The 12406-nt window shown below is 70.2% G+C and carries 11 protein-coding genes; 6 read left to right on the top strand and 5 right to left on the bottom strand.

Annotated elements, in window-relative coordinates; all coding sequences use genetic code 11:
* Together A9X05_RS24300 and A9X05_RS24305 are read left to right on the top strand one after the other, a co-directional pair.
* Positions 1-825 (top strand): class I SAM-dependent methyltransferase (locus tag A9X05_RS24300; RefSeq protein ID WP_067784526.1); only part of this gene is annotated, 825 nt, incomplete at its 5' end.
* Positions 826-831: 6 nt separating this feature from the next.
* Positions 832-1338 carry a GNAT family N-acetyltransferase gene (locus tag A9X05_RS24305; RefSeq protein ID WP_067784529.1) on the top strand — a complete coding sequence of 169 codons (507 nt, stop codon included), beginning with the start codon at positions 832-834 and terminating at the stop codon, positions 1336-1338.
* A 78-nt stretch (positions 1339-1416) separates the two neighbouring features.
* Here A9X05_RS24305 and A9X05_RS24310 read toward each other — a convergent pair whose 3' ends face one another.
* Positions 1417-2157, bottom strand: coding sequence for an MBL fold metallo-hydrolase (locus tag A9X05_RS24310; RefSeq protein WP_067749945.1), 741 nt, complete (start codon positions 2155-2157; stop codon positions 1417-1419).
* Between the two features lie 35 nt (positions 2158-2192).
* On the opposite strand from A9X05_RS24310, the gene fgd reads away from it, so the two are divergent.
* The 3 genes from fgd to A9X05_RS24325 are packed head-to-tail and all read left to right on the top strand — an operon-like array spanning position 2193 to position 6424.
* A complete protein-coding gene (gene fgd / locus A9X05_RS24315) occupies positions 2193-3203 on the top strand; it encodes a glucose-6-phosphate dehydrogenase (coenzyme-F420) (RefSeq protein WP_067749946.1) in 1011 nt (336 codons plus the stop codon).
* Positions 3196-5274: a phosphate acetyltransferase gene (pta, locus tag A9X05_RS24320; RefSeq protein ID WP_067784532.1), complete on the top strand. Its 2079-nt coding sequence runs from the start codon at positions 3196-3198 to the stop codon at positions 5272-5274. The genes fgd and pta overlap by 8 nt, the downstream gene beginning before the upstream one ends.
* A 13-nt stretch (positions 5275-5287) precedes the next feature.
* Complete coding sequence (locus A9X05_RS24325) at positions 5288-6424, top strand: acetate kinase (RefSeq protein WP_067749957.1); 1137 nt, start codon at positions 5288-5290, stop codon at positions 6422-6424.
* Here A9X05_RS24325 and A9X05_RS24330 read toward each other — a convergent pair.
* Together A9X05_RS24330 and A9X05_RS24335 are read right to left on the bottom strand one after the other, a co-directional pair.
* Complete coding sequence (locus A9X05_RS24330) at positions 6413-7594, bottom strand: DUF1501 domain-containing protein (protein ID WP_067784534.1); 1182 nt, start codon at positions 7592-7594, stop codon at positions 6413-6415. The two genes, A9X05_RS24325 and A9X05_RS24330, sit on opposite strands and share 12 nt — an antisense overlap.
* Positions 7595-7604: 10 nt before the next feature.
* On the bottom strand, positions 7605-8918 hold the full coding sequence (locus A9X05_RS24335; protein WP_067749953.1) for a DUF1800 domain-containing protein: 1314 nt from the start codon (positions 8916-8918) through the stop codon (positions 7605-7607).
* Between the two features lie 84 nt (positions 8919-9002).
* On the opposite strand from A9X05_RS24335, the gene A9X05_RS24340 reads away from it, so the two are divergent.
* On the top strand, positions 9003-9857 hold the full coding sequence (locus tag A9X05_RS24340) for a DUF559 domain-containing protein (protein WP_067749960.1): 855 nt from the start codon (positions 9003-9005) through the stop codon (positions 9855-9857).
* A 73-nt stretch (positions 9858-9930) separates the two neighbouring features.
* On the opposite strand, the gene A9X05_RS24345 is transcribed toward A9X05_RS24340, so the two are convergent.
* Together A9X05_RS24345 and A9X05_RS24350 are read right to left on the bottom strand one after the other, a co-directional pair.
* Positions 9931-12207, bottom strand: a complete 2277-nt coding sequence (locus tag A9X05_RS24345; protein ID WP_067749955.1) for a serine/threonine-protein kinase PknG — start codon at positions 12205-12207, stop codon at positions 9931-9933.
* Positions 12207-12406, bottom strand: a 200-nt coding sequence (locus tag A9X05_RS24350; protein WP_156669951.1) for a transporter substrate-binding domain-containing protein, incomplete at its 5' end; no start/stop codon positions are given. The genes A9X05_RS24345 and A9X05_RS24350, both read right to left, overlap by 1 nt.

Genomic DNA, 12406 nt, shown 5'->3' on the forward strand with positions numbered 1-12406 from the left:
GGCGCCGCCGCGCGCGCGGTCGCCACCAACAGGGGGCTGCTGAGCGATCCGTTCGCCGAACCGTTGGTGCGCGCCGCCGGGGTGGACCCGCTCGCCCGCGTGATCGACGACGACCGGTTCGCCGCGGACGACGCGGGCGGCCCGAGGTTCCTGGACCTCTGCGCGGCGCACACCCGGTTCGTCGACGAGTTCGTCGCCGATGCCGTCGGGGCGGGCTTTCGTCAGGTGGTGCTGTTGGTGTCCGGCATGGACACCCGGCCGTACCGGTTGTGGTGGCCGCCCGGGACGACGGTTTACGAGATCGACCGGCCCGAGGTGCTCGACTTCAAAGCCGAAGTGCTGCGCGACCAGGGCGCCGAACTGACCGCGAGCCGGCGCGCGGTCGGCGTCGACCTGCACCAGGATTGGCCGGCCGCGCTGCGGCGCGTCGGCTTCGACGCCGCCGCGCCCACGGTGTGGGTCGCCGAGCAGTTGCTCATCGGCTACCTGACGCCGGCACTGCAGGACCGGGTGCTGCAGGGCGTCACCGCGATGAGCGCCGCCGGCAGCCGGCTCGCCTGCGATCACATGCCCACCTGGACCCCCCTGCTCCTGGAGGCGGAGCGGTCCTTCGTCGACGGCTGGCGCCGCCACGGCGTGGAGATCGACCTGGCCAGCCTGACGCATCCGGGCCGATACCACTACGTCCCCGAGTATCTGGGCGCCAACGGCTGGGTGACGGCGCAGCGCAGCGTCGGCGACCTGTCGGGCGCGATGGGGCTGCCGGCGCCCCCGCGTGGGGGGACGGACTTCGTCCCGGAATACCTCACCGCCACAAGGGTTTAGACGTTCATGCCGGGTTCTGACCAATCAGCGCTGCGGTTCGTGTCGGCCACGCACAACGATCCGCTGGCGCAGCCCCTGCTGGCCGAGCTGGCCGACGAGTACGCGCAGCGCTACGGCGGCACGCCGAGCACGCACTTGTCCTGGCTGCCGGTGCCGGAGGCGGAGCTGGCCGCGCCGGACGGTGGGCTGCTGATCGGGGTGCTCGACGGCGTGCCCGTCACCGGCGGCGCCTTTCGGCGGTACGACGCCGAGACCGCCGAACTCAAACGCATTTGGACCGACCGCGCGCACCGGCGGCGCGGTTACGCCCGAATCCTGCTCGCGGCGCTGGAGGCCGAGACCGCCGCGCGCGGGTATCGGCGGCTGTACCTGATCACCGGCAACCGGCAACCCGAGGCCGAGGCGCTGTACGACGCGACCGGGTATACCCGGGTGCCCGCCGATCCGCTGCCGTCCTGGGGACCGTTCGTCCCGATCGCCTTCGAGAAATGGCTGGTTCTCGACGGTCAGTGAGTTTCACCGAGTGTGGGGTCTACGGACGAATTTCGGGCCGTTGGTGTACCCAGGGCCCACACTCGGCGCCACCAGGCTTCAGCTTTCGGCGAGCGCGAGGGCCGCCGCGGTCGCCTCCCGAATCGGCCCCCGCCACACGTCGCCGTGGCCCGGCAGCAGGACCTCGGTCTCCAGCAGCGCGAGCGCGGACAGGGTGCGGATGCAGTCCTGTTGGTTGTAGCTGAAGATCGCCGGCAGCAGTTGCGGCCCGCTGCGGCGCAGTAGTGGGTGCCCGGTGATGAGGGCGTCGCCACTGACCAGCACACCGTCGACCAGATACGAGCAGTGCCCGTTGGTGTGGCCGGGGCTGAAGACCGGGCTCGGTTGGCCCGGCAGGCTCGCGGCCAGCTCCGCGGTCAACGCCCGAGCGGTCGGGATGCCGTCGCGGATCAGGCCGCCGCTGCGGACCACGTGGGCCGTCCACTTGGCCCACCGGGGCCGCCAAATGCGCAGCGCCACATCGACAATAGACACCTGCTCGAGGTACTCCCGCTTCGCGTGCCCCACCTCGTCCGCGTGGCAGTAAACCGGGATGCCGTGCGCGTCGGCGAACCAGATCGCGGTGCCCAGGTGGTCGATGTGTGCGTGCGTCAACACGATGGCGCGCACGTCGTCCGGGCCGAAGCCCAGCGCGGACAGCGAGGCCAGCACGTCCTGGCGGTCGCCGGGATAGCCGGCGTCGATCAGCATCACGCCGTTGTCGTCGGTGACCAGAGTCCAGTTGACCGCCTCGCCCTGGGCGAGGTGAACCCGGTCGGTGACTTGAACGAGCTCCGCCATGCCCGCGAGTGTAGGCGGAGGAGTAGAAATGACCCGTGGCTGAACTGAAACTTGGATACAAGGCATCCGCCGAACAATTCGCACCGCGCGAGCTCGTCGAACTCGCCGTCGCCGCCGAAGCGCACGGCATGGACAGCGCAACCGTCAGCGATCACTTCCAGCCCTGGCGGCACAAGGGCGGGCACGCCCCCTTCTCGCTGGCCTGGATGACCGCCGTCGGCGAACGCACCAAGCGGATCGTGCTGGGCACCTCGGTGTTGACGCCGACCTTCCGGTACAACCCCGCCGTCATCGCCCAGGCCTTCGCCACCATGGGCTGCCTTTACCCGAACCGCATCTTCCTCGGTGTGGGAACCGGCGAGGCGCTGAACGAGATCGCCACCGGATACGAGGGCGAGTGGCCCGAGTTCAAGGAACGCTACGCGCGGCTGCGCGAGTCGGTGCGGCTGATGCGCGAACTGTGGCTCGGCGACCGCGTCGACTTCGACGGCGAGTACTACAAGACGAAGGGCGCCTCGATCTACGACGTGCCCGAGGGCGGCATCCCGATCTACATCGCCGCGGGCGGACCGCAGGTGGCCAAGTACGCCGGGCGCGCAGGCGACGGATTCATCTGCACCTCCGGCAAGGGCGAAGAGCTCTACAAGGACAAGCTCATCCCCGCGATGCGCGAGGGCGCCGAAGCGGCGGGCAAGAACGCGGATGAGATCGACCGGATGATCGAGATCAAGATCTCCTACGACACCGACCCGGAGCTGGCCCGCGAGAACACCCGGTTCTGGGCGCCGCTGTCGCTGACCGCCGAGCAGAAGCACAGCATCGACGACCCGATCGAGATGGAGAAGGCCGCCGACGCGCTCCCGATCGAGCAGATCACCAAGCGCTGGATCGTCGCGTCGGACCCCGACGAGGCCGTCGAAAAGGTCAAGGACTACGTCGACTGGGGGCTCAACCACCTGGTGTTCCACGCGCCCGGCCACGACCAGCGCCGGTTCCTCGAGCTCTTCGAAAAGGACCTGGCCCCCAGGCTGCGGCGACTTGCCTGAACCCTCGGCCATCTACATCGCCGCTCCGGAACCGGAGACCGGCAAGTCGACGCTCGCGCTCGGGCTGCTGCACCGCCTGACCGCGACCGTCGCCAAAGTGGGTGTGTTCCGGCCCATCACGCGCGTGCCCGACGGCAAGGACCACGACTACATCCTGGATCTGCTGCTGCAGCACACCACCGCGGGCGTGCCCTACGAGCAGTGCGTCGGCGTCACGTATCAGCAACTGCACGCCGACACCGACGCCGCGATCGCCACCATCGTCGACGCCTATCACGCGATGGCCGACGACTGCGACGCGGTGGTGATCGTGGGCAGCGACTACACCGACGTCGCGCGGCCGGCCGAGCTCTCCGTCAACGCCCGGATCGCCGTCAACCTCGGTGCGCCCGTGCTGCTCACGGTCAGCGGCCGGGGCCGGACCCCCGACGAGGTGGCCGGCGTCGTCGCGGCGTGCCTGGCCGAGCTGTCCAACCAGCGCGCCCACGCCGCCGCGGTGGTCGCCAACCGCTGTGAACCGGCTCAGCTGGACGAGGTCGCCGAGGCGCTGGAGGCCTTCACCCAGCGCAGCTACGTGCTGCCCGAGGAGCCGCTGCTGTCGGCTCCGACGGTGGCCGAACTCGAAAAGGCCGTCGGCGGAACGCCGGTCAGCGGTGAGGCGTCGCTGCGCGAACGCGAGGTCACCGGCGTGCTGGTCGCCGGCATGACCGCCGACCACGTGCTGGAACGGCTGAGCGACGGCATGGCGGTGATCACCCCCGGCGACCGGTCGGACGTGGTGTTGGCCGTGGCGAGCGCCCATGGGGCCGAAGGGTTTCCGTCGCTGTCCTGCATCGTCCTCAACGGCGGCTTCCAGCTGCACCCTTCCATCGCGGCGCTGGTCGCCGGGCTGCGGCTGCGGCTGCCGATCATCGCCACCACGCTGGGCACCTACGACGCGGCCAGCGCCGCCGCCGCGGCGCGCGGCCGCGTCACGGCGAACTCGCTGCGCAAGATCGACACCGCGCTGGAGCTGATGGACCGCTACGTCGACGTCCCGGATCTGCTTGAACAGCTTGCCATTCCGATTCCCACCGTGACCACGCCGCAGATGTTCATCCACCGCCTGACGCTGCAGGCGCGGGCGGATCGCAAGCACATCGTCCTGCCCGAGGGGGACGACGACCGCATCCTCAAGTCGGCCGGCCGGGTGCTGCAGCGCCGCGTCGCCGACCTCACCGTGCTGGGCGACGAGGCGCAGATCCGGCAGCGCTCGGGGGAGCTCGGGGTGGACCTCGACGGCGCGCAGGTGATCGACCCGCGCACCAGCGACCTCCGCTCCCGGTTCGCCGATCAGTACGCCGAGCTGCGCAAGGCCAAGGGTGTCACCGCCGAGCACGCCCGCGAGATCATGCGCGACGCCACGTATTTCGGCACGATGATGGTCTACAACGGCATGGTCGACGGCATGGTGTCGGGCGCCGCCCACACCACGGCGCACACGGTTCGGCCGGCCTTCGAGATCATCAAGACCGTGCCCGACGTCTCGACGGTGTCCAGCATCTTCCTGATGTGCCTGCCCGACCGGGTGCTGGCCTATGGCGACTGCGCCATCATCCCGAACCCGACGCCGGAGCAACTGGCCGACATCGCGATCTCCTCCGCCCGCACCGCATCGCAATTCGGCATCGAACCGCGGGTGGCGATGCTGTCGTACTCGACCGGCGAGTCGGGCACCGGTGCCGACGTCGACAAGGTCAGAACCGCAACCGAATTGGTGCGGCGGCGGGCGCCGGAGCTGCCGGTCGAGGGGCCCATCCAGTACGACGCCGCGATCGAACCGTCCGTCGCGGCCACCAAGCTGCGTGGCTCGCCGGTGGCCGGCCGTGCCACCGTGCTGGTGTTCCCCGACCTCAACACCGGCAACAACACCTACAAGGCCGTGCAGCGCAGCGCCGGGGCGATCGCCATCGGGCCGGTGCTGCAGGGCCTGCGCAAGCCGGTGAACGACCTGTCCCGCGGCGCGCTGGTCGAAGACATCGTGAATACCGTTGCCATCACCGCGATCCAGGCCCAGGACGTCCGTGACTAGCGCGAACCGGGCCGTGCTGGTGATCAACTCCGGCTCGTCGTCGCTGAAATACCAGTTGGTCGAACCGGATTCGGGTGTCGCCCGCGCGACCGGCAACGTCGAACGGATCGGGGAGGAGTCGTCACCGGTTCACGACCACGACGCGGCGCTGCGCCAGGCCTTCGACGCGCTGTCCGAGAAGGGGATCGACCTCGGGAATTGCGGACTGGTGGCGGTGGGCCACCGAGTCGTACACGGCGGCAACACCTTCTACAAGCCGACGCCGGTGGACGACGCGGTGATCCGCAAGCTCGACGAATTGTCCGAACTGGCGCCGCTGCACAACCCGCCCGCGGTCAAGGGAATCGAGGTGGCCCGCAAGCTGCTGCCCGATGTCCCGCACATCGCGGTCTTCGACACGGCGTTCTTCCACGACATGCCGCCCGCCGCCGCCACCTATGCGATCGACCGCGGCTTGGCCGAACGCTGGAAGATCCGCCGTTACGGGTTTCACGGCACGTCGCACCGCTATGTGAGCCAGCAGGCCGCCGCCTTCCTGGACCGGCCGCTGGGCGGCCTGAAACAGATTGTGCTGCACCTGGGTAACGGCTGCTCGGCGTCGGCGATCGCCGGTAGCAGGCCGCTGGACACGTCGATGGGCCTGACGCCGCTGGAGGGTCTGGTGATGGGCACCCGCAGCGGCGACATCGACCCCAGCATCGTCAGCTACCTCTGCCACGTCGCCAAAATGGGCGTCGACGAGGTGGAATCCATGCTCAACCAGCGGTCCGGGGTGGTCGGGCTGTCGGGCGAGCGCGACTTCCGGCGGCTGCGCACCATGATCGAATCCGGCGACGCCGCAGCGCAATTGGCCTACGGCGTGTTCACCCATCGGCTGCGCAAATACATCGGCGCCTACCTGGCGGTGCTGGGACACACCGACGTCATCAGCTTCACCGCCGGCATCGGGGAGAACGACGCGGCGGTGCGCCGCGACGCGGTGGCGGGCCTGGAGGAGCTGGGCATCGTGCTCGACGAGCGCCGCAACCTCGGCGGCGGCAAGGGCGCCAGGCAGATCTCCGCCGACGAATCTCCGATCGCCGTGCTGGTGATCCCGACCAACGAGGAACTGGCCATCGCCCGCGACTGCGTGAGCGCGCTAAGCGGTTAGGAAGCCGAGGCTCTTCCGCCCGGCGCCCACCGACGGCGCGGGATCCGTCCCCACGGTCCGCGCGAGCAGCTCGTGGTACACGTCGCGAAAGTCGGTGGTGTACTTCAGGTCCCCGTTATCGAGGTCGGTGAGGCTGGGTTCGTCGCCGTAGAAACCGCCCCGAACGGGCGCGCCCGCGACGAAGACGGGACCGGCGGTGCCGTGATCGGTGCCCTGGGACGCGTTGGCGCGCACCCGGCGGCCGAACTCCGAATACGCCACCACGACGACGTTGCGGCCGGCGACCCGCTGCAGGAACGAGGTCACCGCCTCATCGAACGTCGCGAGCAGCCGCTGCTGCGTGGCCCGTTCCCCGGCGTGCGTGTCGAAGCCGCCCAATTGCACCGTGTAGACCCGTGTCGGCACGCGGGCCTGGACCGCCTCGGCCACCAGGCTCAGTTGTGCGGACAGGGAGTTACCTTGGTTTCCTGCGGCTTTCACCGATTCGAAGGCGTTGGCGGTGGTGCGGGCGGCCCGGTAGGCCTTGCACACCGCGGCCATCGCCGGGGTGTCGTCGCGGTCCTCGGCGCCGAGCGCGCCCATCAGCGTGTCGAGGCCCTGTCCGGTCGGCTCCGGGGCCGTGGAAAGCGCTGCGGCGGTGTGCTTTTCGCCCACCGCGAGTGGCGGAAGCACGGGACCGATGTTGACCGCCCGCAGCGGGTCGTCGCCGGTGGCGTCGAGCCAGCGGCCGATCCAGCCCGTCGACACGGGCTCGGCGGGAGACGCCGTCTGCCAGATATCCATGGACCGGAAGTGGCTGTGGTCGGGCCGCGGATAACCCACTCCCCGCACGATGGCGAGCTGCCGCCGGCCCCACAACTGCGCCAGACCCTTCAGGGCGGGGTTGAGACCAAGCGCCTCGTCGAGGTGCAGGACGTCGCCCGGGGCGTAGGCCAGTTCCGGCCGGGCGTCGTGATACGCGTTGTCCGCGTAGGGGATCAGGGTGTTGATCCCGTCGTTGCCGCCGTAGAGCGTGACCAGCACCAGCACGCCCGCGCCGTCGGCCAGCGGCCGGTCCCCGGCGGCGCGCATCAGGTCTTGCCAGCGGACCGCCACCGCCGTCGACAACAGGCCGGCCGCGCCCACACCGGCGCTGGCGGCCAGGAATCTGCGGCGGTTCATCTCGGGCATCGTGTTCTCGCTAGGACGTCAGGTATTCGGGGGTGTTGACCGCGGCGGCGACCAGTTGTGGCGGGTTGCGCACCAGGGGTTGCAGCGCGTCGGCGGTCCGGTCCGACCAGTCGCCGATGCCGATCAGGTAGCCGACCGCGTCGATGCGGTCACCGGGCGCGGCGCTTTCGACGCCGGACAGGTCGCCGGCGTGCGCGAGCCGGTTGGCGGCCCGCAGCCGCGCCTCGGCGCTTGCGGTGGACAGCCACACCTGGCCCTGCGGCCAGCCGCCGACGCTCGGCGGATAGAACGGCCGCTGCCCGAGGGCGTGCAACGTCGCGTCGGTGACTTTTCGAGTGGATGGGTCGAGGGGCACCCGCAGGGCGCGCATGACGCCGACGAGCCATTCGACGGGCGGGTTGACGACAGTGGCCCGGCCGTGGACGAACTCGTCGTCGGTGAGGATCGCCCGGGTCAGCGCACGCAGGTCCCGGCCGGGGCCGTACGCGGCGACCAGCCTGTCGAGCGTGGGGCGCGACGGCGGATCATCGGAGGCCAGCTGTCGCCACAACCGTCCCGCGACGTACTCCGCCGACTTCGGCTGGGCCAGCACGGCGTCGCAGAACCCGGCGGCGTCGAAGTCACGGGTCTGCCCGAACAGCGTCTTGGCCGCGCCGTCATGGCGTTTCGGGGCCAGCGTCGTGTTGCCGTCGGCGCCGATCAGCCAGCCCGTCAGCGCGCGGGCGCCGTTGCGCACGTCGTCCTCGGTGTAGCCGTTGCCGTGTCCCAGCGTGAACAGCTCCATGAACTCGCGAGCGAGGTTCTCGTTCGGTGCCTTGGCGGTGCTGCTCTGCCCGTCCAGCCAGCGCAGCATCGCGGCGTCGGTCAGCATCGCGTAGGCCAGGGTGCGGAAGTCGCCCAGCGACAGGGTGCGCAGCTTCTGGTTCTGTGCGGCCATGTACGCCGCGACCCGGACCTTCTGCGCGGAGGTGGCGAAGTGGTTGTGCCACAACAGGGTCAGCTTCTCACCAAGCGGCTGCCGCACGCTGACCATGCGGTGCAGCCACCAGTCGGACAACGCGCGCTGCTGCTCGGAGAGCTGCTGGTTGTACTGCTTGCGGGCCGCGGGCGCGGCGGACTTTCCGGGCGGTCGGGGTGGCGTCAACGTCGGCATCGGGCTGGCGATCGCTCCCGGGTCGGCATCGGGATTCGCGGCCAGCATGGCATCGACGTAAGTTGGCCAGTCGCCGCCCAGTGCGGCGTCCACCTCGGGTCCGGTCACCCCGAACCCGGCTCGCCGTAGCGCGCGGGCCGTGCTGACCCATGCGGTGGACTGCCCAGGCATGGGTCAACTCTGCGGCATGGACCTATGTTTTCCCTGTGGATGGCCGCACACGAGGCTCTGCGGTGCGGTGCGAACCTTCCCGGCATGGAACAACCCTTCCTCGGCAGCGAGGCCCTGCGGTCGGGCGTGCTGAGCCGCCATGAACTGCGGGCCCGTTACCGCCCCGTCTTCCCGAACGTCTACCTGCCCGACGACGCCCAGCTCTCGCTGGAGCTGCGCATCCGGGCGGCCTGGCTGTGGTCGGGGCGCAGGGCGACGGTGGTCGGGGCCGCCGCCGCCAGACTGCATGGCGCCGAATGGATTCCCGACGACGTGCCCGTCGAGCTGGCGCATGCCAACGGCCGCCCGCCGCGCGGCGTGCTGACGCGGCGCGGTGTGCTGCTGGACGGCGAGACGCAGCTCGTCGGCGGCTACCCGGTCAGCACGCCCGAGCGCACCGCCTTCGACATCGGCCGGCGCGGGGCTGTGCGCTCGGCCGTCGCGCGGCTGGACGCACTGGCCCGGGCGACGGGCTTCAAGGCCGACGACGTGCTGCGCGTCGCGGGATGCCATCCCGGCTCGCCCGGCCTGCGGCGCCTGGAAGCCGCGCTGGCGCTGTTCGACCCCGGGTCGCAGTCGCCCAGGGAGAGCTACCTGCGGCTGCTCCTGATCGACGGTGGCCTGCCGCGGCCCCAAACACAGATCCCGGTGCTAGCCGACGACGGCATTCCCTTCGCCTACCTCGACATGGGCTGGGAGGAGCACCTGGTGGCGGTCGAATACGACGGCGACCAACACCGCACCGACCGGCGCCAATACGTCAAGGACATTCGGCGCGCCGAGATGCTCGAGGAGTTGGGCTGGATCGTCGTCCGGGTGGTCGCCGAGGACCGGCCGGCCGCGATCGTGCGGCGGGTTCGCGCCGCGCTGGCCGCATCGCGTGTGCGCTCAGGGCTTTGAGCGTGCGCTCAGGGTGGGGCCGTACGGCGTGTCGCCGCCCTGGACGCACATGCGATCGCGCCAAGGGCGCAACTCAGAACGTGCTCGTCGGCCGCACCCGGTTCGCCATGTCCACCAACGCGTAGCGGTGCCGCTGGGTGGGCGCCACCCGGGCGAGGTTGCGCAGCGCGGCCTCGACGCCCAGGCGCAGCCCGTGCTCGGTGAACGGGAAACCCAGAATGTGATTGGTGCTGGCCCTGTTGTCCTCCAGCCAGTCCATCGCACAGCCCAGCACCAGCGCGCGGATCTGCAGCACCCGCGGTTCGGTCGGGGGCAGCGCCTCCACCCGCCGGGCGGCGTCGCGGATGTCCTCCTCGGTGATCTCGCTCTTCGACCGGCCGGACAGCAGGGTCACCGCACTCGTCAGCCGCGCGGTGGTGAAATGCCTTGAGGTGGGCGGCACCTCGTCGAGCGTGCGCACCGCGCCGGCGCGATCGCCCTCGGCGGACAGCCATCTGGCCAGCCCGAAGGCCGCCGAGATCACCCCGTCGTTGGTCTTCCACACCGTCTGGTAGTACCTCTGCTCATCGACGTCACCGGCCAGCTCGGCGGTGGCCGCCAACGCCAGCTTGGGCGCCAGCTCGCCGGGGAAGGTATCCAGTACCTCGGTGAAATGCGTTCTGGCGGAGTCGTAGTCGCCGGTGAGCAGCTCGGCGACGGCCCGATACCAAACCAGCCGCCACTGCCAGCCAACCCGCTCGGCCAGGTCGTCCAGCTTCCGGGTGGCCTTGGCCACGTCGCCCAGGTCGAGCAGCGCGCGAACCTCCATCAGCGGCAACTCGGTCGACTCGGACACCTCGACGCCGTCGGCGTCCAGCGTGCCGTGGCGGGCCGCGCGCAACGAATCCAGGGTCTGCACCGGCTGAGAGAGGACCGTCGCCTGCAGCACGGGGGCGGCGACGTCGGCCGGGTCGACCAGCGGCACCTGTAGCGCCGTGACGATCTCGCGGGCCGTCAGCCGCTCCGAGTGGACCTGGCCGTCCAGGTAGACGTCGGTGTGCGCGACCAGCAGGTCCACCCCGAACGTCGAGCGGCTCGGGCTGAAGATGGTCGACAGGCCCGGCCGCGGCACGCCGGTGTCCTGGGCGACGACCTCCCGCAGCACGCCCATCAGCTGGGCGGACAACTCTTCGGTGCTGGCGAATCGGCGCCGCGGGTCGGGGTCAATGGCGCGGCGCAGCAACCGCCGGTACGAGTCGTAGGTCGCCAGCACGGGGTCGTCGTCGGGCAGGCCGTCGACGTAGCGGCCGTTGCGGGTGGGCAGGTTCACCGTCAGCGCCGCGAGGGTGCGCCCCACGGTGTAGATGTCGGTCGCGACCGTCGGGCCGGTCCGCACGATCTCGGGCGCCTGGAATCCCGGCGTGCCGTAGAGGTAGCCGAACGAGTTGACGCGCGACACCGCCCCCAGGTCGATCAGCTTCAGCTGCTCCTCGGTCAGCATGATGTTCTCCGGCTTGAGGTCGTTGTAGACCAAGCCGATCGAGTGCAGATACGTCAGCGCCGGCAGGATCTCCAGCAGGTAGGCGATGGCCTCGGCGACGGGGAGCTTCTTGTCCTTGCCGTGCTTGAGCGGCTGCCCGCCGATGTACTCCATGACGATGTAGCCGACCGGGTTGCCGCCGCGGTCCTTGTGCTCGACGAAGTTGAAGATCTGCACGATCTGCGGGTGGACCACCTCGGCGAGGAACTGCCGTTCGGCCATCGCGATCGCCTGCGCCTCGGCGTCGCCCGAATGCACCAGGCCCTTGAGCACCACCGGGCGGTCGTTGACGTTGTGGTCGACCGCCAGGTACACCCATCCCAGCCCGCCGTGCGCGATGCAGCCCTTGACCTCGTACTGGTTGGCGACGATGTCACCCGGGTTCAGCTGTGGCAGAAACGAATACGCGCTGCCGCAGGCGGGGCACCAGCCCTCCGACTTGCCCTTGCCCTCCTTGCCGGACCGGCCGACCGGTTTCCCGCAGTTCCAGCAGAACCGCTTGCCCTCCGGCACCACCGGGCTGGTCATCAGGGCCTCGAGCGGGTCGATGTCGCGCACCCGCGGAATCTCGACCAGGCCGCCGCCGAGGTGGCGGACCGGTGGCAGCACCCGCGTCCCCACCGTCACCCGGTCTTGCGGATCGCTGTCCAGGGTGCCCAGCGAGATGTGCGGAAAGTCGTCGTCGTCATCTTCGAAGTCGGGTCGGAACAGCGCCTGGGTGGCCTGGATGCGCCCCGTGGTCGGGCCGCCGCCCTGCGTGTCCGGCGGCTGGGTGCCCGGGCTTTCGTCGGCGCCGGTTTCCGGCTGCTCGATCTTCTCCGACTCGGCCATCAGTCCAGATACCTCGGCGTCGGTGGCGCGGGCGCGGGCCCCAGCACCGTCAACCACTTGCGGTACAACGTGTTCCACGTGCCGTCCCGGCGGATCCGCTCCAGGGTGCCGTTGACGAACCGGACCAGCCCGGTGTTGGTCAGGTTGACCCCGATGCCGTAGGGCTGGGTGGCCATGTTGGGTCCGACGATGTGCAGGT

It is taken from the genome of Mycobacterium sp. E3298 (genome assembly GCF_001666895.1).
GTDB lineage: Bacteria > Actinomycetota > Actinomycetes > Mycobacteriales > Mycobacteriaceae > Mycobacterium.

Bases quoted from the DNA above. Each gene is read 5' to 3' on its own strand.
- A9X05_RS24305 (WP_067784529.1), top strand. From the start codon at position 832: ATGCCGGGTTCTGACCAATCAGCGCTGCGGTTCGTGTCGGCCACGCAC.
- A9X05_RS24310 (WP_067749945.1), bottom strand. From the start codon at position 2,157: ATGGCGGAGCTCGTTCAAGTCACCGACCGGGTTCACCTCGCCCAGGGC.
- A9X05_RS24330 (WP_067784534.1), bottom strand. From the start codon at position 7,594: ATGCCCGAGATGAACCGCCGCAGATTCCTGGCCGCCAGCGCCGGTGTG.
- A9X05_RS24335 (WP_067749953.1), bottom strand. From the start codon at position 8,918: ATGCCTGGGCAGTCCACCGCATGGGTCAGCACGGCCCGCGCGCTACGG.
- A9X05_RS24340 (WP_067749960.1), top strand. From the start codon at position 9,003: ATGGAACAACCCTTCCTCGGCAGCGAGGCCCTGCGGTCGGGCGTGCTG.
- A9X05_RS24345 (WP_067749955.1), bottom strand. From the start codon at position 12,207: ATGGCCGAGTCGGAGAAGATCGAGCAGCCGGAAACCGGCGCCGACGAA.